This window comes from Streptococcus sanguinis, from assembly GCF_003943735.1.
Classification (GTDB): domain Bacteria; phylum Bacillota; class Bacilli; order Lactobacillales; family Streptococcaceae; genus Streptococcus; species Streptococcus sanguinis_E.
Genome location: NZ_RJMV01000002.1, coordinates 178,337 through 203,685, shown reverse-complemented (window position 1 = coordinate 203,685; position 25,349 = coordinate 178,337). Strand labels below are relative to the sequence as shown.

Here is a 25,349-nt window from a genome sequence, read left to right as displayed (position 1 = left end):
TATTTGTGTTCAGATTTTTACCGCACTTCCATAACAACTGGCAAAATAGCTGGGCGACGCTTGGTTTGGTCAAAGAGATATTTGGCCAGACTGTCACGGACAGCACCCTTCAGCTCACCCCAGTCAAAGCTATCCTGCGCCAGATAGTCTTCCACGGTTTTATTGATAATGTCAGAGCTTTCACGCAAAATATCTCTGCTCTTCTTGACATAGACAAATCCACGGGTGTGTACTTTAGCCTTGGAAATGATTTTCTTTTCCTTACGGTTAACTGTGAGTGCCACGATGAAAATACCATCTTCAGACAAGACCTTGCGGTCACGCAGGACAATATTACCCACATCGCCAATCGCATTCCCATCAATCATGACATCTCCAGCTGATACTGCACCAGCAGGCACAAAATCACCATGGTCATATTCCATGATGCTACCTCGCTTAGGAATGAAGATATTTTCCGGCAGCATGCCAACTTCCATGGCAGCCTTAGCATGAGCATCCAAGCCACGGTACTCACCCTGAATAGGGAAGAGGTACTTAGGCTGCAGCAGGTTAATCATGAGCTGCAAATCACGCGCATTTCCGTGACCTGAAACCCGCAGGTTTTGGGTAATCAGCTTGACAATGCCCCCCGCCTGATAAATCATATTCTCCACGCGAGCCACGACCGCTTCCTTGGCAATAGACGGCGTCGTTACGATGTAAATCAAATCGCCTTCCTTGATTTCCACATAGCGGTGACGGCCGATTGACATCTTGCGCAGACCATTGATAGGCTCACCCATCCGGCCAGTCTCCAAAATAATCAGCTCATGGTCTTCAAACTTAGACATTTCCTTGGGCTTAATCAAAAGGCGTTCGTCCACCAAGGACAGCTTCTTGAGGCGTATAGCCGTACGAACGATGTTTTCAACATCAAAGCCTGTCAAAACCACTCGGCGGCCAGTCTCCGCAGCTGCATCAAAGACCTGCTGGATACGAGACAAGTTGCTGGCAACTGCCGCAACAATCACACGACCATCCCAGTCAGCAATCGTATCTTCGATTTCCTTGCCGACCTCGCTCTCGCTAGCCACCTGAACAGTGCTATCTGCATTGGCTGAATCACTGAGCAAGGCCAAAACACCCTCGCGGCCAATCTCAGCCAGACGGCCAAAGTCTGTCGCATAGGACGGACTGGCAGACTGGTCAAACTTGAAATCACCTGTATAAACGATACTGCCCTTTCTGGTCTTGATGACAACTCCCAAACTCTCAGGAATCGAGTGAGTCGTCCGGAAGAAGGAAACCACGGTTTTGCCAAATTCAATCTCGGTATTTTCATCAATCACATGGAAATCATTGAACTTCTTAACCGCATCGTTGTTTTTGACAAAAAGCTTGGCCAGCTCAATCGTCAACTCAGAACCGAAAACGGGCACCTTAGCATCTGCCAAAAGATTAGGCAGAGCACCAATCGCATCCGCGTGTCCGTGCGTCAGAAAGACACCCGCAATCCGCTTCTTATTTTCAAACAAATAGTCCATGTTGGGAACGACATAATCCACACCCAACTGCTCATTTTCTGGGTACTTCAGCCCAACATCCAATACAAAAATGGAATCATCCACTTCGGCAACGTAGAGATTTTTACCATTTTCACGTACGCCGCCCAAAGCAATCAGTTTAATATTGCTCTTGCTCATTTTTTCTCCTATTCAATTTTCAGAATCTCACTTTTATCAAAGATTCTTTATTTTATTACTAACGGTCCTTGGCTAGCCAAGTCGAATTACAGTCTTGCAAACCTAAGGTTCGCATATCTAACCTATTATAGCATTTTTTCATGTTTTTTCAAAGTCAAGCGTGCCTTCTTAGCACCCTCTACAACAAAAACGACCTCTAGCTTTACTCGGCTAGAGGTCTGGTTTACTTCGCTGGTATGAGAGCAATCAGTTCATCCAAGGTGTAACTGAATAACAATTTTTTTGATTTATTGTTTTTATTATTTTTTATAAACTTTTAATTCCTTCAACCGCTAATGATTTTCTTTTTATCTTAGCATTGGAAATCTCTATAACATAATAAAGCACTATTGATTGAATTCTCGAAGTTTGAAAACCATCTAAAAGCTTCTACTTTCTATACTATCGTTACAATCAGGCAAGCTAAGCAGGCCTGTCTGACAATTCAACCAATATGTCAAGTAAAGCAACTACTTATGTATTACAAACAACTATACCAACAAAGTAAACTTAAAACCGAATGAATTTGGTTTCCTTTCTTTCTATTTCCTTAATTCTATTATAGTACTCTATCCAGATTTTTGCAAGCGTTTACAACTAAGAAATTAAAAAACTTTTTAGCTAAGAAAAAAGAAAGGAGACCTTAAAATGATCTCCTTTAAATTCTAGATAATTTTTATCAGTAACTATAGCTAACAAAGACTTTTTATAAGGAAAATCAACTATTGGTTTTATTTATCGTCTTTTTTAACCATATTTTTAACGCCTTCGATTGCGCCTTCAACAGCATCTTTGGCATCTACTGCAACTTCTTTAACTTTAGAAACTACTTTTTCAGCAGCTCCTTCTTTTTCTGTTTTTTTATCACCAGTTAATTTGCCAAGGCCTTCTTTAACAGAACCTTTAGCTTGGTTGAATTTTTCTTCTGTAGACATAATTGATACCTCCGTTATTAGTTTCAATTTTTAAAGCAATGAAAGAATATAAGAATTCCTAATCTCAGCTAGAGAATTAACGAACGCGAGCTTTTTCATTTGATGCAGCGTCTTTAACAGCCTCTACACCATCGCCAACTTTTTCTTGAACAGCTGAGAAACCACCGCTAATGCCAGATTTTGCTTTTTCGAATTGCTCTGAAGCAAATTCACCTGTTGATTCAGCAACATCTGTCACACGATCTTGCAGGCTTACTGAGTCAGCTTCGTGTTGTTCTTTTGTTTTAATATCAACAACATTGACATTAACCTCAACAACTTCCAAATCAGTCATCTTAGATACTTCCTCTACAACAACTTTTTTGATTTCCTCATATAATGCAGGGACATTCTTTTGATATTCCACAACTACGTTCAAGTCAACAGCTACTTGTTCTTTACCAACTTCAACATTGACACCATGAGTCACGTTGTCAGAATTGACAATTTTATCTTTTAAGTTAGAGAAGAAGCCACCATCAACAGCAAGCAAGCCTGAAACTTTCTCTAAAGAGATACCAATGATTTTTTGAATGACTTTGTCATCGTAAGTCAATTCACCTTTTACTTCATGAGTTGCTGGAGCAACTTCCTTTTTTGCAACATCTTTTACTTCTTTAACATCTTTATGTGACATATTAAACTCCTTTATTATTTAAATATATTATTTTTTTGAATATAATATCCAATTCCTGCCCCTAGAGTAGCGCAAATCAAGACAAATAGAGTCTTAAAGAAGCCAAAGGATAGGATAAAACACGCTAGAATAATGCCTGCTAATCCAGACAAGATTGGATATTGATATTTTTTAAACCATTCCATTTTTTACTTCCTTACTTTACACGGCTAGTAGTTTTTTTAGCCGATTCTTTTGGCTTGAAGTCTGAGACAGAGATTTTAAGCTTGACATTATGATTGATTCCGAAGAATTCTGTCAATCCAGACGCAATTTCTTCTTGAATCAACTGACTTCTCTTGATGATGTTTTCCGAAGGAACGATTGCCCCTTTAACGGAAACCATGCATTTGTTTTTACGGCTATTTACTGAAACTGTAGGATCTTTAATTAAACCGTGGTCTGTTAACAGACTACGAACAAACCCTTCAATGGCTGAATTTTTCAGCATCAGTTTCCCATCCGCATCAGCTAGCTGAATTTCCAAACGTCTCTTAGGATAAAAAACTATCACTAACATTAGTAGTAAGATTAAGCTTGCTAAAACCACAGTGCCCCAGAAAACATACCTAGAAAGATAGTAGCCCACAAAAGGAATCTGCTTCCACGTGAATAACTTCCAACTAAATAACTGGAGCCCCAGACCGCTGACTTTATGAAAGTCTAGCAAAACAGGAATCAAAATTGTCAAGATTAAAATACAGAAAATAAGGGAAAGTATTTTTCTTGATTTTGACATATTGAATCCTCACATCATTAAATTTTAAATTGTATTTTGAAAGTAAAAAGACAATTTATGCATTTTTACCTACAAAAAATGATACAACAGCTACTACAATAACTGCACCAATGATAGAAGGAAGCAAGGCCATACCAGCCAAACTAGGACCCCAAGTTCCCAAAAGTGACTGACCGACAGCAGAACCAACTAAACCTGCAACAACGTTTGCAATAACACCCATTGAGCCGCCTTTTTTAGTGATTGATCCAGCAATAANACCAATAACACCTCCAACAATAATAGACCAAAGCATATTGATTCTCCTTTCTAATTTTTTCTAAATCAAAATTGTTTAATAATATTTTTTACTATTATTTTTTGATTAACATAATTATATAATTTTCCAACTTGGAAACATAATAATTCAACTTGGTTTTCTTTCCGTTTATCTGTACTATAGATACGCAAAGATAAGAATTCCTTGTTCTATAGGCTTTTATCAGCATTTTTAGATATATTTTAGAGTTGTTAAACGAGGTTAAATGCATAAAATATGGTATAATTGCCTGATAATAAAAACACTATATAAAGAAAGATAATATTTTAATGCGAGAATTACTGTCTAAAAAGAGCCACAGGCAATTAGAACTATTAGAACTACTATTTAAAAACAAACGCTGGTTTCATATTTCTGAACTGGCTGAACTATTGAATTGTACAGAACGTTCAGTAAAAGATGATTTATCCCATGTCAAGTCTGCGTTTCCTCAATTGATTTTTCACTCGTCCACTAATGGTATACGTATCATTAATACCGATGATAGTGATATTGAGATGGTCTATCACCATTTTTTTAAGCATTCAACCCATTTTTCAATTTTAGAATTCATCTTCTTTAACGAAGAATATGAAACTGAGAATATTTGTAAAGAGTTTTATATAAGCTCTTCATCACTCTATCGTATAATCAGTCATATTAACAAAATTATAAAAAAACAATATAATTTTAAAATTAGTCTCAATCCTGCTCGGATTATTGGAGATGAGATTGATATCCGCTATTTTTTTGCACAATATTTTTCGGAAAAATATTATTTTCTTGAATGGCCCTTTACAGATTTTTCAGTAGAACCTTTGTGTAAGCTGTTAGCACTGGTCTATAAAGAAACTGCATTTCCTGTCAATTTCGCAACTCAACGAATGTTAAAATTGCTCCTCGTTACGAATTTATATCGAATAAAGTTTGGTCATTTCTTGGAAGTTGAGAAAGATTCTTTTAACAATCAATTGTTAGAATCTTTCATGCAGGCAGAAGGAATCGAAGACATTGTAGCGAGCTTTGATTCTGAATATCATATCTCTCTGAATAAAGAAGTGATAGGTCAACTATTTGTCTCCTATTTTCAAAAAATGTTTTTCATTGATGAAAATCTATTTATGAGCTGCGCAAAAACAGACAGCTATGTAAAAAATTCGTATCAATTATTAAGTGATTTAATTGATCAGATAGAAAGCAAATATAATCTAAAAATAGACAATAATGACAATCTTATTTGGCATTTGCATAATACAGCACATCTGCATCGTCAGGAACTATCTACAGAGTTTATTCTGTTTGATCAAAAAGGGAATACCATCAAGAACTTTCAAAATATTTTCCCTCAATTTGTTTCAGATATTAAAAAAGGGATTGAACATTACCTAGAGACTTTGGATATCCATAGCACACCAATGAAAGTCAACCACCTATCCTATACTTTTATCACTCACAGCAAACATTTAGTGCTGAATCTTTTACAAAATCAGCCTAAATTAAAAGTTTTAGTCATGAGTAATTTTGATCAGTATCATGCAAAATCAGTAGCAGAGACCCTTTCTTATTATTGCAGCAACAATTTTGAACTTGAGGTTTGGAATAAATTAGAACTATCAATCGATTCTTTAAAAGAATCACCTTACGATATCATCATTTCTAATTTTATTATTCCACCCATTGAGAATAAGAGACTGATCTATTCCAATAATATTAATACGGTCGCACTCATCTCCTTACTTAACGCAATGATGTTTATTCGATTAGATGAGTGATTTAGACTATTTTGATAACAAAAAAACCGCAATCTAGCGGTTTTTATTAATCTACGAGAGCCTTTTGATCATTAATTGTCTAACGTTGTGGGAGCAATACATTATTTAGTACATATTCTTTCTCTTGTTTTTACAAAACTCTGAGCAAGCCTATTCAAACAAGCCATAATAATCCGCGATGGTCATCTTGCCCTTCTCTTCTTTGTTCAAGTCCTGAATAATCTGCCCATCTTTCATAACGATTAGTCGGTTACCGTATTTGAGGGCATCCTCCATGTGATGAGTAATCATAAGGGCTGTGAGGCGGTCACGATTGACAAATTCATTGGTCAGCTCCATCAAGGCTACACTGGTCTTAGGATCCAGCGCCGCAGTATGCTCATCCAGAAGCAAAAGCTCTGGGCGCTTGAGCGTTGCCATGAGCAGACTCAAAGCCTGTCTTTGTCCGCCAGAAAGAAATTCAATCGGTGTATCCAGATGCTTGTCCAGACCATTGCCGATTTTCTCAATCGTCGCCTGAAACTCTTCCCTGTAACTGTTGAGTCCACGGGGCACCAAGCCACGCTTTTCGCCTCGGAATTTGGCAATGAGAAGATTTTCCGCCACTGTCATCCGCGGAGCCGTTCCCATCTTAGGATCCTGAAAGACACGGGACAGGTACTTGGCCCGCTTTTCTGGTGAAAAATGAGTGACATTTTCCCCCAAGATATGAATGCTGCCGCTGGTTAGGGGGAGAGTTCCGGCAATGACATTGAACAGGGTTGACTTTCCTGCACCGTTTCCACCTAAAATTGTAATAAAATCATGCTCGTGAATGTCTAAAGAAACATCATTTAGGATGATTTTTTCTTCATCAAAGCCGCTCTTTACAAGCTTGGTTGCATTTCTTAATTCTACAATCGCTGTCATTTGCTTAACTTGGCTCCTTTAAAGAATTTATTTTTCAGGGTTGGAATCATGAGACAGACGGCCAGAATTACCGCACTGTAGAGACGGAGATAGTTGGTATTAAAGCCGAGAGCAATGACACCCCAGATCAAGAACTGATAGGCAATCGCACCAACCACAATGGTAATCAGCCGCTCTGCCAAGGTCAGACTCTGGAAGAGTACCTCGCCAATGATAAGACTGGCCAGACCAACTACGATTACTCCAATCCCGCGGGAAACATCTGCATAGCCTTCCTGCTGGGCAATCAGCGCTCCAGCCAGAGCAATCAATCCGTTTGATAGAATCAGTCCCATCAACTCCATGCGGCCAGTATTGATCCCAAAACTGCGAGCCATGTCTGGATTATCTCCGGTCGCGATATAAGCCTGCCCTAGCTTGGTATCCAAGAAAAAGAGCAGAGCTGCAATCACCAGACTGACAAAAATCAAACCTGTCAAGAGGTCATTGACTTCCCCTGAAAAGGGCAGAATATCCTGAATTTTACTGCTGCCTAAAAGCCCCAGATTGGCACGGCCCATCAGCATCAGCATGATAGAGTGGCAGGAGGTCATGACCAAAATCCCAGAAAGCAAGGTCGGAATTTTCCCCTTGGTATAGAGCAGACCTGTCACTGCACCCGCAGCACAGCCTGCTAAAACGGCCGCTGCTGTTGCTAGAAAAGGATTGACTCCCTTGGTAATCAAGGTAACAGCCACTGCCCCGCCCAAGGGGAAGGAGCCTTCTGTCGTCATATCAGGAAATCCCAGAATCCGGAAGGTCATAAAAATACCTAGACCTAGGACGGCCCAAATCAGTCCCTGAGAAATAATGGAAAGAATCATAACATTGTCCTAACTAATTAAAATCGTTTCTCTATTTTAACATAAAAAAGGAGCCAATTTCAATGCTGATGCGCAGACAAAGAAATTGACTTCCCAACTATTCCTCAACAACTGTCATTCGACCAGTATCTACATCATAAACCGCACCTGAGATTTTTACATCAGCTGGGATCAGCGGCGACTGCCTCAGCAAGGCCATATCCTCACGCACACTTTCCTCTACATCTGTAAATGGCAAAAAGTCCTGCTCGCTGACATCGACACCTAGCTCTTTATGAAGATAGGCGGTAAAATCCTCATTCTTAAAGGTCTGTGCCCCGCAGTCTGTATGATGCAAAACTACGATTTCCCGCGTTCCTAGCTGCTGCTGAGAGATGACCAGCGAGCGAATCATGTCCTCTGTTACCCGACCGCCAGCATTGCGCAAGATATGGGCATCTCCTAGTGCCAGTCCCAGAGCCTGAGCCACGTGTAGCCTAGAGTCCATACAGGTCACGATAGCTACCTTGGTCTTGGGATTAATGGGCAAATGCGCTGTCCCATGCAGATCAACATAAGCTTTATTGGCCTTCATAAAGTTTTCAAAATATGACATTTTGACTCCTGACTAATTATATTATTTGATGTTCAAACGGATTAACCTTATCATACTAGGTTTTGGCTTTAGAACTTCCCTAACTTCAAAAAAGAGAGAACCTATATGAACTGCTCTCTGTGCTAGCTTTTATCACCCACTACAGTTGACAAAGAGCCGTGAGTTATAACTTCTTAAAGTAGCGAGCAACGGGCCATTGTTCAAAACCAAAGTTCTCATAGGTTTTACGAGCCGGTGCATGACCTAGATCACCACCCGTCTCAACCATGACCATTTCCATTCCTTTTTGTTTAATCTGATCACAAGCATAGGTCATGAGCGCTTTTCCAATACCTTGACGCTGATATCTTGGAGCAACAGCTAGGATATAAATCTCACCCATCTTATCCTCAGGGTGCAAGCGAATGTGAATCCATCCGACTAATTCTTCCTCCAGAAAAGCTAACCAGACAAACTGACTCTCTTCATTTAAGACTGCTGTTAGATCATTGATTTGCCTTTTTTCCCACCCTTGAGGATAAAAATTATCATAAACAAACTTAGGAACTCCTTTTTCCATTTTTGGAAAAACTGGAGACCAAGCTTGAATTGATAATTCTAAAACAGCCTCTTTATCCAATTTCTGATAAGGTTTTATAGTAATTGTCACTTTATTCTCCTAACGTTTCTTTAATCCGCCAAAAATGCCACGAACGAGTTAGCATCCGATGGTGCTAACAGCTAAATCATAAAGGCGGCCGTTGCCTTTTCAAGGCTTGATTGGCCTTCATAAAGTTTTCAAAATATGACATTCTTTCCCCTTACTGGTACTTTGATATTCAAATAATTTTATATTATCTTACCATCTTTTCTGTTATTTGTCAGTTCTCGACTTTGTTACAAAAAAATAGGACAGTCAAATCCAGCATCTAGCCTGATCTTCTATCCTAGTTTTATTTCTTATGAGCTTCTTGGAATAAACTTGCTGAGTGAGCCTGCAAAGGTTTGAAGATTGAGACTTTGCACATAGACTTCACCAGTACCTTGGAAGGTGTTGACCACTCCTTCACCCGTTCCGATAGACTGCCAGAAGCCATTTTCTAAATGGATATTATAATTCAAAGACTGGCTCCAAGCTACTACATGGGCATTGTCAATTGTTACTTCTTGGTTATGAAGCTCAATTTTCTTAATAGAACCAAAGGCATTAGCCAAAAGAGTGCCTTGACCTTGGGTCGTCATAACGAAGAGACCGCCTTGCCCGCCAAAGATAGCCTTGCCGACAGACTGGCGCTCCATGGTATAGTAAGCCGTACCATCAAGAGCCAGAAAGGCGCCGTCATTAAGCCGATATTGTTTTTCGCCTAGCTGAAGGGGAATGACTTGACCAGGAGAATCTGGCGCTAAAGCAAGGTAGCCATTATCAGACTGGGCAACAGCCTGAGTAATAAAGGTACTTTCACCAGAAACCATTGACCGACCTACAGCCTTGACAAAACGTCCCAAGCCAGAACCGCTTGCATTGAGCTGGGTATTCAGGGTCACATTCGGCGTGTGGTAGACCATGCTGCCACGCTGGATAAAGACGGTTTCACCTTGATTGAGCGACAACTCAACCAAAGGAAACTGCATATTACTATCCATAGAAAATCGCATAAGAAATACCTCCTTCTTATTATGACTTGATTATAACATTTTCATATATTTTGGACAAAGGAAAACTGAAGCATCAAAAAAATAAGAGACCCTCCAGTCTCTTCTGAAATTTTTCAAGAATTGTCAATATGTAGATGTGGGCGAAGAACATTAGCAAAGGTTTCAATATTGAGACTTTGGATGTAAATTTCCCCAGTTCCATAGAAGGTATTAACCACTCCTTCACCAGTCCCCATGGACTGCCAGAAACCATTTTCTAAATGAATATCATATTCCAACTCTCGACTCCATGCTACTACGTGAGCATTGTCAATCGTTATCCTATCATTATGCAGCTCGACCTTTTGAATCGAGCCAAAGGAATTTACCAAGAGTGTCCCCTGACCTTGGGTACTCATCACATAAAAGCCTCCTTGGCCGCCAAAGAGAGCTCGACCTACCGACTGCGTCTCCAAAGTATAAGAGGCAGAACCATCCATAGCCAGAAAAGCTCCATCATTAAGGCGGTATTGCTTTTCGCCTAGTTCCAGAGCAACAATCTGACCAGGTACATTAGGCGCTAAGGCTAGACGACCGTTATTTGATTGGGCAGTTGCTTCAGTGATGAACACTCCTTCGCCAGAAGCCATAGAACGGCCAACAGCTTGGATTGCCTTGCCAAAGATTGATTGAGACTCTGCATTCACTTTGGCATTCAGGACAACGTTGGGAGTGTGGTATATCATGCTCCCGGTCTGAATACGAACAGACTCTGATGCATCTAAGGCAATCTCCGCCAAGGGAAATTGAGCATTATTGGTAATAGAAACATTCATACGATGATCTACCATGGTTGATTATCCTCCTAAAAAGTCCGGAAAAACAACTTATAGGAATTTCCAGACAAATCCTATTTTTTCTAGCAATATTATAGCACGCACAACAACTTTTCGCAATACTACTTTAATCAAGAAAATACCTTCTTTAAAACTTCCCCAATCGTCGTCACACCGATGACTTGGATATTGTCTGGAACTTTGAGGCCGTTCAGAGAGTTTTTAGGAGCGTAGACTTTGGTGAAGCCCAGCTTTGCTGCTTCGTTGATGCGCTGCTCGATGCGATTGACTCGACGGATTTCACCAGTCAGGCCAATTTCACCGATAAAGCACTCTTGAGGATTGGTAGGCAGATCCTTGTAGCTGGAAGCAATGGCGACCGCTACTGCCAAATCAATGGCTGGCTCATCTAGCTTGACACCACCAGCTGATTTGAGGTAGGCGTCTTGATTTTGCAGGAGGAGCCCTGCCCGTTTTNCCAGAACCGCCATGATGAGGCTGGCTCGGTTAAAGTCCAGTCCAGTCGTGGTTCGCTTGGCATTGCCAAACATGGTCGGAGTCACCAAGGCCTGCACCTCTGCTAAAATCGGCCTCGTTCCTTCCATGGTCACAACGATAGAAGAACCTGTCGCGCCGTCCAGACGCTCTTCCAGAAAGACTTCACTTGGATTGACAACCTCAACTAGCCCACCAGACTGCATCTCAAAAATACCGATTTCATTGGTCGAACCAAAGCGGTTCTTGACCGCTCTCAAGATACGGAAAGTATGCTGACGTTCACCCTCAAAATAAAGCACGGTGTCCACCATGTGCTCCAAAGTTCGAGGACCAGCTAAGGTTCCTTCCTTGGTCATGTGACCAACGATAAAGGTCGCAATATTATTGGTCTTGGCCAGCTGCATGAGCTCAGCTGTCACCTCTCGAACCTGAGAAACAGAGCCTTGAACACTGGAAATCTCTGGCGACATCACCGTCTGTATAGAGTCAATAATCAGAAAATCTGGCTTGTTTTTCTCAATCTCCGTACGGATATTTTGCATATTGGTCTCGGCGTAGAGATAAAATTCACTGTCAATATCACCGAGACGTTCCGCTCGCAACTTAATCTGCTCAGCTGATTCCTCTCCGCTGACATATAGGACGGTGCCCTGATGAGAAAGCTGAGTGGACACCTGCAGAAGCAGGGTGGATTTCCCGATACCGGGATCCCCGCCAATCAGGACCAGACTGCCAGGTACTACGCCACCACCTAGCACACGATTGAACTCGTCCATTTCCGTCTTGGTCCGATTGACATCAATAGAAGTGACCTCAGCCAGCTTCATGGGCCGAGTCTTTTCGCCCGTCAAGGAAACACGGGCATGCTTGACCTCAGCAGCCTCTACTTCCTCAACAAAAGAAGACCAAGAGCCGCAGTTAGGACAGCGGCCTAGATACTTGGGCGAATGATATTCACAATTTTGACAGACAAAGGTCGTTTTTTTCTTAGCGATGGTGATTCTCCTTATTTTCTAATAATCCAAACAAAAGTTGATAAAACCTGACACACTTGCTCTATATTAGTAAAGCCAGCCTCTTCCAGCATGTCTGCAACTTCTTGAGGCGAGAGGGAATTCATCAAACCAGCTTGATTCTCATAAGTACGCTGAACTTGTTGCTGATTAGCTCCTAGCTCTGAAGCAAGTGTTTTCCAATAGCCCAGTTGCTGGTTGGAAAAAAAGCTAAGAATCAGAAGGCCATCTTCACTTAAAGAATCATAAATTTTTCGAAGAAATAAGCTGGGATTTTCAACAAACTGCAATACTAGCAAGCAAGAACAAATCTGATAAGCAGAAGGCAGCACTGCTTCTTCAAACCGACTATTAAGATACTCCGCTTGAGGCAGATGAGCCTGTCTTTTAAGCTCTTGTAGCATCGCCTCACTTGGCTCTACTACCGTCAATCCGGCCTTAGGAAATAAGGATGCCAAACCATTCAGCTCATCCGTCTGGCTTGCCAAAGCTAACACCTTATCGACTTTTAAACTGGGTGCTAACCTAAGCAATACTCCTCGGAAAATCACATCTAGCATCACATCATAGCCTGGAATTTTCTGACGAATTTCTGTTGCATAGTCCTTGTTCTTAAATTCTTTCATATTTTCTTCTATCTCAAAATCCTTTTATTAAGATTCTTTTTACAACGAAACATTAAAACTTCAATTCACATTCAACAAACTGACAAAAATCAATCTGCTGATCAACTACAAACTGGCGGATGAGCATGCGGTGGGCTACAAGAGCTACCGTCTCGTATTCTCTGTATTTGTTTATGGTGCGCAAAAAACGGACTTTCATCTGCTCAGCCGTCTCATAACGGACAGGACTTCCTGCAGGAAGAGAACCATTATTTTCCAAAAATAACTTCCGAGCCTGCTCAAACTTATCTATCCCACTCTCATATACCTGCCATTCATGCAGAAAAGGCTCCACAAAAAGCGGCAGTTGGCGGTCTCGAATCAGATAGGAAGCCGTCTCCAAAGCCCGCGTCACAGAAGATGAAATCAGAATTTCCGCCTGTTCCAGCAGAGGATTAGCAGCTGCCTCTGTCGCCATCTGGCGACCAGCAACTGACAAAGGAGCCAAATCTAGTCCAAAGCCAGTGTAACCAGCCTCTTCCAAAAGTGAATAATCTGGCTCTCCGTGGCGGATAAAAATGATTTTCATATTAATGTCCTCATAAAGCTATCTAATCTTGATTCCGCAATCTTGCCATTGCTTCAGTGTTTTAGAGAATTTCTTCTGGTTGGCAACTCCGACAGCAGACAAATCGATGGAAACCTGATAATTCTCCTTGACAGCTGCCAAAACGGAAGCCTTGACACAGCCATTGCCATCTACCCCTATAAACTCTATGCTTTTAGCACCGTTTCCCTCTAAAAAATCTTTTAAATCCGGATTAGTAAAGCAAGAAGCCCGACGCTTCTCAAAGATGCGAGAAGATACAACCTGCAAACCAGTCGCAAATTTCTTCTTCCTATCTTTTCTCTCCCAGAAAAAACGGTTGAGAATATAGATAACCCGGTCGCTAGGATAGCTAGCAATTTTGTCATTTACAGCCGCAGTCAATGCTTCATTATCATATGCTTTTCCTGCAGCAACATAATCTGACTGCATATCTACAACTAATAAATAGTCTCCCATTTTCTTACTCTATTTCCCTGTCGATCCAAATCCACCGGTCCTCACGCCTTCCGCTTCATCTCCATCAGCAATCAGAAATGGTGCAAAGACAGCCTGCACTACACGTTCGCCAACTTCAAGGACGACTTCCTGATCAGTGATGTTTTTCATCTGAGCAAAGATATGCCCTTCGTTTCCAGGATTACCATAGTAGTCGCCGTCAATGACCCCAACGGAGTTAATCAAGACCAAGCCTTTTTTACGAGGATTGGATGAGCGGTCGTAAAGATAAAGCACCTCACCCGGCTGCATATAGGCCTTGACACCAGTCGGAACCAGCTTAATCTCCCCTGGCGCAATAGGGGTGCGCTCTGCCACTTTCAAATCGTAGCCAGCTGCGTGAGCCGTCTCTCTCTTGGGCAGCAAATCTTCATTTATAAAGCTGGAAACCAGCTCGAATCCGCGAATTTTCATGCATTTCTCTTTTCTATTTTTGCTGTCCCTATTATACTAAATTCGCCAAAAACAAGCAAAAAAACCGCCAATTGGGCGGTTCTCCCTAGTATAGATCTCTGATGATCTCTCCATTATCCAGATAAGTAAACTGCTCCGTCAAATCTGATGTGAAAACTTGATACATTTCTTTAAAGCTCAAGGCCAGCGAGTGGTGATTAAGATCCTCGCGTTTAATCCAGAACACTTCTCCTTCGTCGGACGAGACCAGCTCTCCTTCAAAACGATTGGTTTTGTAAAGAAAAACGATATAGCGCTCATCTTTTTCAGTATAAAACTGCTTGACACCACACAAGCGAGGCTCGTATATGGTCAGTCCCGTTTCCTCTTTGACTTCACGAATCACTGACTTAACAAAGGACTCCCGATGTTCAACATGGCCGCCTGGAAAGCAAAGGCCGGTCCAATCATCATTTACTTTATTTTGTACTAAAATGCGGTCCTCATCATAAACCATACACATATTTGTTAAAATAACTCGCTCCGCTCTTGACATCTCTGCTCCTCCATCTACCAACCAATTCGTTCGGCCTACTTGTGACTCATTATAACATAAAAGACATCAAATTGATGAAAATCTAGATTTCTCAGCCTTTCCAGCAAAAAAACCGCCAATTGGGCGGTTCTTATAGGGAGATTATTATGAAAAAGAAAAGTTTTAGGATTTCTAAACAAAGTTAGGAGGTCTTTGTTTATGGTCTTAGTATAGAACACTTATCTTAAATTTTCCTAAAAGTAACTTAAAAAAATGAAATAATTTTTTACAGCTCTTGCAAGAGGTACTGAAACAGCTCCAAATTGCCCTTTTCTTCGTTAATTAAAAACTCTGGATGCCATTGAAGGCCTATGATACGATGATTGTCAACCGATTCGATCGCTTCGATGGTATTGTCTCTTGGGTCAAAGGCTGTCGCGCGGAAATTAGGTGCCAATTCCTTGATGCTTTGGCGATGAACCGAATTAATCTGGCTAGCCTGACCAAACAAACGCTCCACAACGCTGTCTTTCTCCGTGCGAATGGAGTGCGAAGTACCAAATGGCAAGCCCTGCCAGTGATTTTCGATATGCTGATTAAGAGTACCGCCAAAAGCAACATTTACCAACTGCAGACCGCGGCAAATAGCCATGACTGGCTTGTTTTGGCGCAGAGCTTCTTTCAAGAGAGCCAACTCAAACTCATCGCGAACAATATTGTAGTCGTCACTGTCGATGGTCTTTTCTTCCCCATAAAACTGCGGGTGAACATTTTGCCCGCCTGACAAAATCAGCTTGTCAATCGTTTCCACATAATCCTGAACTAAACTTTTATCTCCAACGGGAATCACCATCGGCAGGCCACCAACCATTCGTACGCCGTCCACAAACTTGCGTGATACAGAGGTGTGAATATTCTTTCCAGCTTCATCAACTGGACAAAGATTGGCTGAAATTCCAACAATCGTTCTGCACATACCGTGATTCCCCCTTATTTTGATATAGTATATCTTACCACTCCTCTGCGAAGCCGTCCAATAGATTTTTTTAAAGCTGGTTATAAAAATTTTTTATCAGAATATGCAACACTACAAATCTCTTTTTTAAAATTTAGAAAAACATTTCAGAATTATCAGAAAATTATTTACTTTTGACAGAAATTTGTTATAATAAGCAGTGTAAAAACTCATGACTTGGAGGTCCCTATGAGAAAATCAAAAATTCTTCTTGCCGCAGGGCTCACTCTGCTCTCTGTCGGCTTACTTACAGCTTGTTCTGGAGGCGGAAGTTCCCAATCCAGCAAAAAAATCTACAGCTATGTCTTTACGTCTGATCCAACGACTTTGGACTACATCCAGTCGGCAAAGGGGTCTACCCACGAGCTGACTACAAATGGTGTAGATGGCTTGCTGGAAAATGATAAATATGGAAACTTAGCTCCGTCTATCGCAGAAGATTGGACAGTTTCTCCAGATGGTCTCGTCTATACCTATAAGCTGCGCAAAGATGCTAAGTGGTATACCGCTGATGGCGAAGAATACGCAGATGTCACGGCTCAGGACTTTGTGGCAGGTATCAAACATGCTGCTGATGTCAAATCAGACGCTCTCCCTCTTATCCAAGATTCTATCAAGGGGCTGAGTGAATATGCAGCCGGAACCAACAAGGACTTTTCAGCTGTTGGAGTCAAGGCACTGGACGATTATACGGTTCAATATACACTCAACAAGCCTGAAACCTACTGGAACTCTAAAACAACGTCAGGTGTTATGATGCCGGTCAACGAGGCCTTCCTAGAAAAGCAAGGCAAGGAATTCGGTCAGGCAACCAAGGCAGATTCCATTTTGTATAACGGTCCATTTATCATGAAATCCATTACTTCTAAATCCTCTGTCGAATTTGAGAAGAACCCTAACTACTGGGATAAGGACAAGGTTAAGATTGATGGTGTCAAACTGTCTTACTACGATGGTTCTGACCAAGATTCATTAGCGCGGACCTTTGGGGATGGCGGATACAGTTTGGCAAGACTCTACCCAGCCACTTCCAGTTATTCCTCAATCGCTGAGAAATACAAAGATAATATCTTCATGACAGAAGCAGGAGCGGGGGTCGGTCTAATCAGCTTTAACATTGACCGTCAAAGTTATAACCACACTTCTAAAACCAGCGATGAACAAAAAGAAGCTACCAAAAAAGCTCTGCTGAATAAAGACTTCCGCCAAGCTCTAGCCTTTGCCCTTAACCGCGAAAGCTATTCGGCTCAGGTCAACGGAGAAGATGCAGCCAAGCCAGCTGTCCGTAATCTCTTTGTTCCGCCAACTTTCGTTCAAGCCAATGGCAAGGAATTTGGCACTCTTGTCGAAGAATCACTGGCTTCCTATGGTGACGAGTGGAAAGGTATCAAGCTGGATGACGGCCAAGACGGTCTCCACAATACTGACAAAGCCAAGGCGGAATTTGCCAAAGCCAAGCAGGCTCTTGCAAATGAAGGCGTACAATTCCCAATTCACCTAGATGTTCCTGTCGCTCAGAATTCTACTAACTTCGTCAACCGTATGCAATCTCTGAAACAGTCATTAGAAGAGGCTTTAGGCAAGGACAATGTCTCTGTAGACCTGCAGATGCTGGCTGAGGACGAAGCACTAAACATCACCTTCAATGCTGAAGCTGCTAGCCAGGAAGACTGGGATATCAACGGTCTCGTTGCTTGGGATCCAGACTACCAAGATCCATCTACTTACCTGGACATTTTAGTGCCAGGTAACAGCACTCAGACCAGAACCTACCTTGGATTTGAAGACAAAGATAATGCTGCTGCTAAAGCTGTAGGACTGGATGAGTATAGTAAACTGATCGAAGAGGCCGGAAACGAAACACAAGATGTTGACAAGCGTTATGAAAAATATGCTGTAGCTCAAGCATGGCTGACAGATAGCGCCCTCGTTGTGCCAACTATGAGCAGCAGAGGAGCAGCACCATTCATTTCTCGGATTGTGCCATTTACAAACTCTTATGCTCAGACAGGTACAAAAGATGCCAACTACCATAAATACGTGGAAATCAGTGATGAGATTGTCACGACTAAAGACTATCAAAAGGCCCAAGAAAAGTGGAAAAAAGAAAAAGAGGAATCCAATAAAAAGGCCCAAGAGGATCTAGCTAAACATGTGAAATAATCACTACTTTGATGTTAATTAAAAATCCAGCAGGAACAGAAACCTGCTGGATTTTTTTAATTTTCTATCTGATTCTTCAAAAGCCTAGCTGATTATCCAGCTGCAAAACCAACCATCTACTCAAACACAAACTGGTTGTGATAGAGTTCTGAATAGAAACCGCCGAGTTTGAGGAGCTGGTGATGATTGCCCTGTTCGATAACCTCTCCGTCTTTGAGGACGATAATTTGGTCGGCATTAAGGATTGTCTTGAGGCGGTGAGCAATGACAAAGCTAGTTCGGCCAGCTACAACGGCTTCCATAGCTTGCTGAATCTTACTCTCCGTCACCGTATCGACATTAGAAGTCGCTTCGTCCAAAATCAAGACTTGCGGATCCGTCAGCAATGTTCTAGCAATGGAAATCAGCTGTTTCTGCCCAGTTGAGAAAATATTCTGATCATCATCTACCAGGGTATCGTATTTGTCTGGCAGACTTTCGATATAGTCATGGATATGAGTCGCACGCGCAGCCGTTTCTACCATCTCCTGACTAGCATCCGGCACACCGAAGCGGATATTGTCCCGAATCGTACCACTAAAGAGCACCGAATCCTGCAAGACAATCCCCACATGGCTCCGTAGGCTATCCAGCTCATAATCTCGAATGTCACGACCGTCAAACTCGATACTACCATTATCCACATCATAAAAGCGATTAAGCAGGTTCATAATGGTCGTCTTACCTGATCCAGTCGGGCCAACAACAGCCGTCATCTTGCCCTTAGGGGCTAAAATAGATACGTCTTTGAGAATAGGCTTGCCTTCTACATATGAGAAGTCCACATGCTTGATCTCCACGGAGTCTGTAAGCTCTGTGAAAGTAGGGGCATTCTCTGGCCGGACTTCCTCTGGCGCATCAAACATCTCCTGAATCCGGTCAGCCCCTGTAAAAGCCAACTGCAAACTGCCCCAGCTGGCTGCAATCTGGATGATGGGCTGATAATACTGCTGAGAAAACTGAGTAAAGGTGGTAATCAGGCCAACTGCAACAGCCGTTTCAACATTAGGGTCGCTTAGTAAGACAGCCGATCCAACAAAAATAACAATGGCTGTATTAATCAAATTCATCCCATTCATGATAGGAAAGAGAAGACCTGAAAAGGTCCGTCCTTTAAAGGTTGCTAAGCGTACTCGGTCATTCTGCTCAATGAATCCTTTGATGACCTCCTCCTGCATTCCCTGAACGATAACAGCCTTCTGACCTGAAATGGTCTCGTCCATATAAGCATTGAGGCGGCCGACTTCTTTTTGCTGAAGATTGGTGTATTTCCGAGCCAGCCTAACAATGACCACTAGGAGAAGAAAAGCAACCGGTGTGCTGGCTACCGTTATCCAGGCCAATCTAGCATTTTGGACAAACATGATAATCACGAGACCCAGATAGAGCAAGGCATTGCTCATAACCTGGATCATGCTCTCGTTTAGAGCTTGCAGGATATTGTCCAAGTCACTGGTAAAGCGAGATAAAATATCTCCATCCTGATGGCGGTCAAAGAAAGCAACTGTCATCTTGGACAGCTTGCCAAACAGGCCCTTGCGCATCTCATTGGTCGAATGGGCAATAACTCGGGTCATCAAAAGCATGTAAATCAAGCTGGAAACAGATAGACAGACAAAGGATACCAATACACTGCCCATGACGCTGCCAAAAGTCGACAGAATCTGATTAGTCTCACCCTTCTCTGCAAAAGCACGTCCCAACTCAACCAAATGCTGAACAGCCTGACCGACATAAACCGGAAAAAGGACCTGAAAAACAGTCGCTGTTATCATCATCAAGAGCACAATGACAAAGGATAATTTGTAACGCTTAAAATATTGCCAAAAAAATGCAATCGTCCGCATCTTAGTCCTCCTTTCCTTTCTGAGTTTCGTAGATTTCACGGTAGACATCGTTAGTGGCGACCAATTCCGCATGCGTCCCTTGACCAATCAGCCGTCCTTGATCCAAGACTAGAATCTTATCTGCATGTACAACAGAGCTAATCTTTTGAGCAATGATAATCGTTGTCGTTCCTTGCAGCTCTTTATTCAAGGCTTCTTGAACCAGCTTTTCTGACTTGGCATCCAAGGCCGAGGTCGAATCATCTAAAATCAAAATATTGGGATTGTTGACAACACCTCTGGCAATGGACATCCGCTGCTTCTGACCGCCAGAGAAGTTGCTGCCACGCTCCTCCACTGCACTGTCAAAACTCTCTTCCATACGGCTGATAAATTCACTGGCTTGGGCAATGCGAGCCGCCCGCTCCATCTCAGGCAGCGAAGCGTTGAGCTTGCCCTGACGGAGATTGTCCGCAATGGTCCCGCTAAATAGAATCGCCCGCTGGAGCACGATGGAAACATTTTTACGAAGAGTTCCCTGACTAAGCTCTCGCAGATCTCGACCGCCAATCTTGACAGAACCTTCCTGCGGGTCAAAAAGACGAGGAATCAGCTGGGCCAAGGTGGACTTACCAGCACCTGTCGCACCGACAACGCCAATCATTTGCCCAGGCTCAACATCAAAGCTGATGTCCTTTAGCATTGGCTCGTCATCGTTGGGATAGGAAAAAGTCACATGCTCAAAGCTGATGCTGCCTTCTAGTTCTTCATCTGGTGAGTCTGGGAAAGTCATAGCTGGCTCCGTCGCCAATACTTCCTTGATCCGACGGATAGAAATGATTCCCCTCGTCACGCCATTTCCCAAGAAACCAACCATAATGATAGTGAAAATAATCTGGCTCAGATAACCGATAAAAGAAGCGATAGAGCTGACCAGTCCTGGCTCCGCCTGAATCATGCCAGATAGAGTCCAGATAGCCAAGTAAACAGAGCTGTAGCCGACCAACATCATCATTGGCTCAATGATTGAAAAAGCGTAGCCAATATAGAGATTCTCTGACAAAAGTTCATCAGACACCTGACTGAACTTATGAAACTGATCTTCCTCCCGAACGAAGGACTTGACCACTCGCACACCACGAAGATTTTCCTTAGCAATGGCATTGATCTTATCCAAAAGAGTCTGGAATTTCTTAAAACGAGGCCCCATCATCCCCATCATGACAGCCGTTAGACCAGCTATGAGCACAATCAGCAAGAAGATAATCCACCAGAGAGAGGGCATGGTCACAATGGCCAAGATAACTGATCCGATAAAAAGAATGGGCAAGCGAAGAAGAATTTGAAAGAGCATCATAGTCACATTTTGAATCTGATTGATGTCATTCGTCATCCGCACGACTAGATTTCCAGCGTTAAATTCCTCGATATTGGCATAAGAAAAGGTCTGAATCTTGCGGAAAGTCTCCTCACGGAGATCCGATGAGACAGCCTGGGCAATGTAAGCCGCCAAGGTCACATTAATCCCTCCTGCCACCAGTCCAACTAAACCGATGCCAATCAGCCAACCGCCCATACTGTAGATGGTCTGGCTATTTTGCTCCTGCAGAGCATCTAAGATGTGCTTTAAAAACCAGGGCAGTAAAAGAGAGCTGGCAATCATCAATGAGGTCATCAAAAGCGAACTCAGTGCATACCATTTATACCGTAATAGACTTTTAAAAAACATGCTTCCTCCTACTTTTTTCATATTTGACTTAGTTTCCTTACTATATCACAGATAAAAACAATGTCAAGCAAGAAATTTCTTATATTATATGGTAAAATGAGATATAGAACTCTAAAACTGATTTAAATTCAGACTCGGAATTTCATCATAAGGAGAAGATATGGATAAACAACGAGTTGCTGTGATTGGTCCTGGTTCTTGGGGAACGGCCTTATCACAAGTGTTAAATGACAACGGACACGAGGTTCGTATTTGGGGAAATATCGCTGAGCAAATCAACGAAATCAACGACGAACACACCAATAAACGCTATTTCAAAGATATTGTACTAGACGAAAACATCAAGGCCTATCATGACTTAGAAGAAGCTTTAAAAGATGCGGATGCCGTGCTTTTTGTCGTTCCTACCAAGGTAACCCGTCTGGTAGCCAAACAAGTGGCTCAAGCCCTAGACCACAAGGTGAAAATCATGCACGCCTCCAAGGGACTGGAGCCCAATACCCACGAACGGATTTCAACCATCCTAGAAGAAGAAATCCCTGCAGAGCTACGCAGCGAGATTGTCGTCGTCTCAGGTCCTAGCCATGCTGAGGAAACCATTGTACGCGATATTACCCTAATTACTGCTGCTTCTAAGGACCTAGAAACAGCTAAGTATGTGCAGGAGCTCTTCAGCAATCACTACTTCCGCCTATACACCAATACCGACGTTATCGGAGTGGAGACTGCCGGCGCTCTGAAAAACATCATCGCAGTCGGAGCTGGTGCTCTCCATGGATTAGGCTATGGTGACAACGCCAAGGCAGCTATTATCACACGCGGTCTGGCCGAAATCACGCGTCTAGGTGTCAAGTTAGGAGCCAATCCTCTGACTTACAGCGGCCTATCTGGTGTCGGTGACCTGATTGTCACAGGGACTTCTGTCCACTCCCGCAACTGGCGGGCCGGCAATGCTCTAGGACGCGGCGAGAAGTTAGCTGATATTGAAGCCAATATGGGCATGGTTATCGAAGGAATTTCTACCACCAAGGCTGCCTATGAACTGGCCCAAGAGCTGGATGTTTATATGCCGATCACCCAGGCTATTTATAAGGTTATTTATCAAAACTGGAATATCAAAGAAGCCATTTATGAAATCATGAACAATGAATTTAAGGCTGAGAACGAATGGACTTCGTTCTAATAGAAAGGAAATAATTATGTCAAAAGTTAAGAAAGCCGTCATCCCTGCAGCTGGTCTCGGAACCCGCTTCCTGCCAGCTACTAAAGCTCTAGCTAAGGAAATGCTGCCGATCGTCGACAAGCCAACCATCCAGTTCATCGTCGAGGAAGCTCTCAAATCTGGAATTGAAGATATTCTAGTTGTCACAGGTAAGTCAAAACGCTCAATCGAAGACCACTTTGACTCAAACTTTGAATTAGAATATAACCTCAAAGAAAAGGGTAAAGACGACTTGCTCAAATTGGTCGATGAAACCACTGGTATCGGTCTGCACTTCATCCGTCAGAGCCATCCGCGCGGACTGGGAGATGCTGTCCTTCAGGCCAAGGCTTTCGTAGGAAACGAACCTTTTGTTGTCATGCTGGGCGATGACCTCATGGACATCACCAATGATAAGGCTGTACCCCTAACCAAGCAATTGATTGATGACTACGAAGCTACTCATGCTTCTACCATCGCTGTCATGCAGGTCCCTCATGATGAAGTTTCCTCTTATGGTGTGATTGCCCCTCAAGGCGAAGGTGTCAAAGGTCTCTACAGCGTGGAAACTTTTGTCGAAAAGCCAAAACCTGAAGATGCACCGAGTGATTTGGCTATTATCGGCCGCTACTTGCTGACACCAGAAATTTTTGAAATCTTGGAAAAGCAAGAGCCAGGTGCTGGAAATGAGATTCAGCTGACCGATGCAATTGATACTCTCAACAAGACGCAGCGCGTGTTCGCTCGTGAATTCAAGGGAGATCGCTATGATGTCGGTGACAAGTTCGGCTTTATGAAAACTTCTATCGACTATGCCCTCAAGCATCCGCAAGTCAAAGACTCCTTGAAGCAGTATATCATTGACTTGGGCCATAAACTAGAGAAAAAACAAGAGAAAAAATAATTGATTCAAACAACTAACGTTGAAAATAAAATTTTAGCTATAAAAAAGAGGTTTATCAACCTCTTTTTTGATATCTCATCAGTTATTTTCTAAAGACTCATTAAATCAAGGAATGATGAAAGCCTAGAAAAATCAGAAGGGCCGCTAAGGCAAGATAGCCAAACAAGACCAGCCAGCGCTGAGCTGGTTTAAAAGCATTGCTCGAGCCTTTTACAGGTAAAATGACCGCGCAGAGTATGCCGCCAATCAAACCGCCCAAATGCCCCGCCAGGCTGATACCAGGCATGAAACTAAAGATGATATTGACCACAATCAAGGTCATATAAGACTGCCCCAGCTGCTGAATATAGCTGTCGCGAACGATATATTGCAGGGTCACGATAGAGGCAAAAAGTCCAAACAAGGCGGTTGAAGCTCCTGCTGATAGAGCATCTGGACTGAAAAAGAAGACAAAGATATTTCCCATCAGGCCAGACATCATATAGAGCAGAAAGAAATTTCGCGATCCAAAAATATCTTCTGCCTGCCGTCCAATAAAATAAAGAGTAACAGCATTTACCACAAAGTGCTCCAAGCCAATATGCACAAAGATAGCAGAAAAGAGACGCCATATCTGAGCAGGATACATGATAATGGTTGGAGAAAAAACTGCTCCAAATTCAAAGACAGTTTGTTCTTCAGCATAAGAAAAACCACGTAAAATAAGCATACCCACAAAGACAAGTGTTGTCAAAATTAGCAAAATACTGGTCACAGGATATTTTTTATCATAGATGTAGTTCATAAGTCAACACTTCCTTTACTGCTATATCGTGATAATCGGGCTCAAAATCAGACTTTTGAAAACTATAGATGCTGCTGATAGATGCTCCCGCAAAATCAGCTAGATAGCGGTCATAGTAGCCACCGCCGTAACCAATCCGAAACCCTTGAGAATTGAAGACCACACCCGGCACATGAATCAGATCAATTTCTGTCTTATCCACAGCCTCTTCACTTATCGGCTCCATAAGTCCAAAAGAGCTTTTTTGCAGGCAACTTTCATCATAATCCACAAATATCATCCGACCCTGGCCATAGGTCTTAGGCACTAAAACCCGCTTGCCGTCCAACTGAGCCTGCTTGATAAAGGCTGCAGTTGAGACTTCATGCGGCATAGAAAGATAGGTAGCAATAACCTGAGCTTTTTGATAAGCTGCTGAACTGAGCAAGTGCTGGGTCAGCCAGCTATCTGCCAGCTCTTTTTCTTTTCCTGACAGTTTCTTCATCTGGTTCAGTACAGTTTGTCTCAGCTCTTCTTTCATGCAGCTCGTCCACCTTTTT

The 25,349-nt window shown here is 42.5% G+C and carries 27 protein-coding genes and 2 pseudogenes; 4 read left to right on the top strand and 25 right to left on the bottom strand.

What is annotated here, in order from left to right; translation table 11 throughout:
- Positions 1 to 17 precede the first annotated feature (17 nt).
- The 6 genes from D8877_RS03465 to D8877_RS03440 all read right to left on the bottom strand — a co-directional run bounded on the left by D8877_RS03465 (position 18) and on the right by D8877_RS03440 (position 4,408).
- Positions 18 to 1,685, bottom strand: coding sequence for a ribonuclease J (locus D8877_RS03465; protein WP_002899143.1), 1,668 nt, complete (start codon positions 1,683 to 1,685; stop codon positions 18 to 20).
- Positions 1,686 to 2,455: 770 nt separating this feature from the next.
- Positions 2,456 to 2,659 (bottom strand): CsbD family protein, encoded by a 204-nt coding sequence (locus tag D8877_RS03460; RefSeq protein WP_002899152.1) that lies wholly within the window; start codon positions 2,657 to 2,659, stop codon positions 2,456 to 2,458.
- A gap of 76 nt (positions 2,660 to 2,735) precedes the next feature.
- A complete protein-coding gene (locus D8877_RS03455) occupies positions 2,736 to 3,335 on the bottom strand; it encodes an Asp23/Gls24 family envelope stress response protein (RefSeq protein ID WP_048773890.1) in 600 nt (199 codons plus the stop codon).
- Between the two features lie 14 nt (positions 3,336 to 3,349).
- On the bottom strand, positions 3,350 to 3,520 hold the full coding sequence (locus D8877_RS03450) for a DUF2273 domain-containing protein (protein ID WP_002905455.1): 171 nt from the start codon (positions 3,518 to 3,520) through the stop codon (positions 3,350 to 3,352).
- Positions 3,521 to 3,531: 11 nt separating this feature from the next.
- Positions 3,532 to 4,113, bottom strand: a complete 582-nt coding sequence (gene amaP / locus D8877_RS03445) for an alkaline shock response membrane anchor protein AmaP (RefSeq protein WP_048773887.1) — start codon at positions 4,111 to 4,113, stop codon at positions 3,532 to 3,534.
- A 55-nt stretch (positions 4,114 to 4,168) separates the two neighbouring features.
- Positions 4,169 to 4,408, bottom strand: a complete 240-nt coding sequence (locus D8877_RS03440) for a GlsB/YeaQ/YmgE family stress response membrane protein (protein WP_125352466.1) — start codon at positions 4,406 to 4,408, stop codon at positions 4,169 to 4,171.
- 293 nt (positions 4,409 to 4,701) lie between these two features.
- On the opposite strand from D8877_RS03440, the gene D8877_RS03435 reads away from it, so the two are divergent.
- The gene (locus tag D8877_RS03435) at positions 4,702 to 6,183 is read left to right on the top strand and encodes an AcpB/EbpR/MafR family transcriptional regulator (protein ID WP_048773885.1); all 1,482 of its coding nucleotides are present in this window, start codon (positions 4,702 to 4,704) and stop codon (positions 6,181 to 6,183) included.
- Between the two features lie 150 nt (positions 6,184 to 6,333).
- On the opposite strand, the gene D8877_RS03430 is transcribed toward D8877_RS03435, so the two are convergent.
- The 13 genes from D8877_RS03430 to D8877_RS03365 all read right to left on the bottom strand — a co-directional run bounded on the left by D8877_RS03430 (position 6,334) and on the right by D8877_RS03365 (position 16,125).
- Entirely contained in the window at positions 6,334 to 7,092 is a 759-nt protein-coding gene (locus D8877_RS03430) for an ABC transporter ATP-binding protein (protein ID WP_048773884.1), read from the bottom strand.
- Positions 7,089 to 7,955 carry an ABC transporter permease gene (locus D8877_RS03425; RefSeq protein ID WP_125340292.1) on the bottom strand — a complete coding sequence of 289 codons (867 nt, stop codon included), beginning with the start codon at positions 7,953 to 7,955 and terminating at the stop codon, positions 7,089 to 7,091. The genes D8877_RS03430 and D8877_RS03425 overlap by 4 nt, the downstream gene beginning before the upstream one ends.
- A 97-nt stretch (positions 7,956 to 8,052) precedes the next feature.
- The gene (locus tag D8877_RS03420; RefSeq protein ID WP_002905460.1) at positions 8,053 to 8,550 is read right to left on the bottom strand and encodes a beta-class carbonic anhydrase; all 498 of its coding nucleotides are present in this window, start codon (positions 8,548 to 8,550) and stop codon (positions 8,053 to 8,055) included.
- 163 nt (positions 8,551 to 8,713) lie between these two features.
- Complete coding sequence (locus tag D8877_RS03415; RefSeq protein WP_002908601.1) at positions 8,714 to 9,199, bottom strand: GNAT family N-acetyltransferase; 486 nt, start codon at positions 9,197 to 9,199, stop codon at positions 8,714 to 8,716.
- A 290-nt stretch (positions 9,200 to 9,489) separates the two neighbouring features.
- On the bottom strand, positions 9,490 to 10,185 hold the full coding sequence (locus D8877_RS03410; protein ID WP_002908599.1) for a TIGR00266 family protein: 696 nt from the start codon (positions 10,183 to 10,185) through the stop codon (positions 9,490 to 9,492).
- Positions 10,186 to 10,298: 113 nt separating this feature from the next.
- Positions 10,299 to 11,015, bottom strand: a complete 717-nt coding sequence (locus D8877_RS03405; protein WP_125352464.1) for a TIGR00266 family protein — start codon at positions 11,013 to 11,015, stop codon at positions 10,299 to 10,301.
- Positions 11,016 to 11,131: 116 nt separating this feature from the next.
- Entirely contained in the window at positions 11,132 to 12,499 is a 1,368-nt protein-coding gene (radA, locus tag D8877_RS03400) for a DNA repair protein RadA (RefSeq protein WP_125352462.1), read from the bottom strand.
- 5 nt (positions 12,500 to 12,504) lie between these two features.
- Entirely contained in the window at positions 12,505 to 13,137 is a 633-nt protein-coding gene (locus tag D8877_RS03395) for a methyltransferase domain-containing protein (RefSeq protein WP_002911546.1), read from the bottom strand.
- A 52-nt stretch (positions 13,138 to 13,189) separates the two neighbouring features.
- Complete coding sequence (locus D8877_RS03390) at positions 13,190 to 13,705, bottom strand: histidine phosphatase family protein (RefSeq protein ID WP_125340291.1); 516 nt, start codon at positions 13,703 to 13,705, stop codon at positions 13,190 to 13,192.
- An 18-nt stretch (positions 13,706 to 13,723) separates the two neighbouring features.
- Entirely contained in the window at positions 13,724 to 14,182 is a 459-nt protein-coding gene (locus tag D8877_RS03385) for a cysteine hydrolase family protein (RefSeq protein WP_002908592.1), read from the bottom strand.
- 9 nt (positions 14,183 to 14,191) lie between these two features.
- Complete coding sequence (locus D8877_RS03380; protein WP_002902130.1) at positions 14,192 to 14,635, bottom strand: dUTP diphosphatase; 444 nt, start codon at positions 14,633 to 14,635, stop codon at positions 14,192 to 14,194.
- Between the two features lie 85 nt (positions 14,636 to 14,720).
- The gene (locus tag D8877_RS03375) at positions 14,721 to 15,170 is read right to left on the bottom strand and encodes an 8-oxo-dGTP diphosphatase (protein WP_049543970.1); all 450 of its coding nucleotides are present in this window, start codon (positions 15,168 to 15,170) and stop codon (positions 14,721 to 14,723) included.
- A 265-nt stretch (positions 15,171 to 15,435) separates the two neighbouring features.
- Positions 15,436 to 16,125, bottom strand: coding sequence for a gamma-glutamyl-gamma-aminobutyrate hydrolase family protein (locus tag D8877_RS03365; protein WP_061592453.1), 690 nt, complete (start codon positions 16,123 to 16,125; stop codon positions 15,436 to 15,438).
- Positions 16,126 to 16,353: 228 nt separating this feature from the next.
- Here D8877_RS03365 and D8877_RS03360 point away from each other — a divergent pair, with 228 nt between their 5' ends.
- Positions 16,354 to 18,327: a peptide ABC transporter substrate-binding protein gene (locus tag D8877_RS03360; protein WP_125340290.1), complete on the top strand. Its 1,974-nt coding sequence runs from the start codon at positions 16,354 to 16,356 to the stop codon at positions 18,325 to 18,327.
- A 116-nt stretch (positions 18,328 to 18,443) separates the two neighbouring features.
- Here the strand turns inward: D8877_RS03360 and D8877_RS12545 are convergent, their stop codons facing one another.
- From D8877_RS12545 to D8877_RS03350, 4 genes and pseudogenes are all read right to left on the bottom strand, one after another.
- Positions 18,444 to 19,232 (bottom strand): ABC transporter ATP-binding protein, encoded by a 789-nt coding sequence (locus D8877_RS12545; RefSeq protein WP_376739360.1) that lies wholly within the window; start codon positions 19,230 to 19,232, stop codon positions 18,444 to 18,446.
- 135 nt (positions 19,233 to 19,367) lie between these two features.
- Positions 19,368 to 20,099: pseudogene (locus D8877_RS12540) on the bottom strand (ABC transporter permease); the annotation flags it as partial.
- A pseudogene (locus D8877_RS12535) lies at positions 20,075 to 20,213 on the bottom strand (ABC transporter ATP-binding protein); the annotation flags it as partial. The pseudogenes D8877_RS12535 and D8877_RS12540, both read right to left, overlap by 25 nt.
- Position 20,214: 1 nt before the next feature.
- On the bottom strand, positions 20,215 to 21,921 hold the full coding sequence (locus D8877_RS03350) for an ABC transporter ATP-binding protein (RefSeq protein ID WP_185760154.1): 1,707 nt from the start codon (positions 21,919 to 21,921) through the stop codon (positions 20,215 to 20,217).
- Between the two features lie 160 nt (positions 21,922 to 22,081).
- On the opposite strand from D8877_RS03350, the gene D8877_RS03345 reads away from it, so the two are divergent.
- Both D8877_RS03345 and galU read left to right on the top strand, forming a co-directional pair.
- A complete protein-coding gene (locus tag D8877_RS03345; RefSeq protein WP_125340287.1) occupies positions 22,082 to 23,104 on the top strand; it encodes an NAD(P)H-dependent glycerol-3-phosphate dehydrogenase in 1,023 nt (340 codons plus the stop codon).
- Positions 23,105 to 23,120: 16 nt separating this feature from the next.
- Positions 23,121 to 24,026 (top strand): UTP--glucose-1-phosphate uridylyltransferase GalU, encoded by a 906-nt coding sequence (gene galU / locus D8877_RS03340; protein ID WP_033179226.1) that lies wholly within the window; start codon positions 23,121 to 23,123, stop codon positions 24,024 to 24,026.
- A 100-nt stretch (positions 24,027 to 24,126) separates the two neighbouring features.
- Here galU and D8877_RS03335 read toward each other — a convergent pair whose 3' ends face one another.
- Positions 24,127 to 24,810 (bottom strand): rhomboid family intramembrane serine protease, encoded by a 684-nt coding sequence (locus D8877_RS03335; protein WP_125340286.1) that lies wholly within the window; start codon positions 24,808 to 24,810, stop codon positions 24,127 to 24,129.
- Complete coding sequence (locus D8877_RS03330) at positions 24,794 to 25,330, bottom strand: 5-formyltetrahydrofolate cyclo-ligase (RefSeq protein WP_125340285.1); 537 nt, start codon at positions 25,328 to 25,330, stop codon at positions 24,794 to 24,796. The genes D8877_RS03335 and D8877_RS03330 overlap by 17 nt, the downstream gene beginning before the upstream one ends.
- Between the last annotated feature and the right edge of the window lie 19 nt (positions 25,331 to 25,349).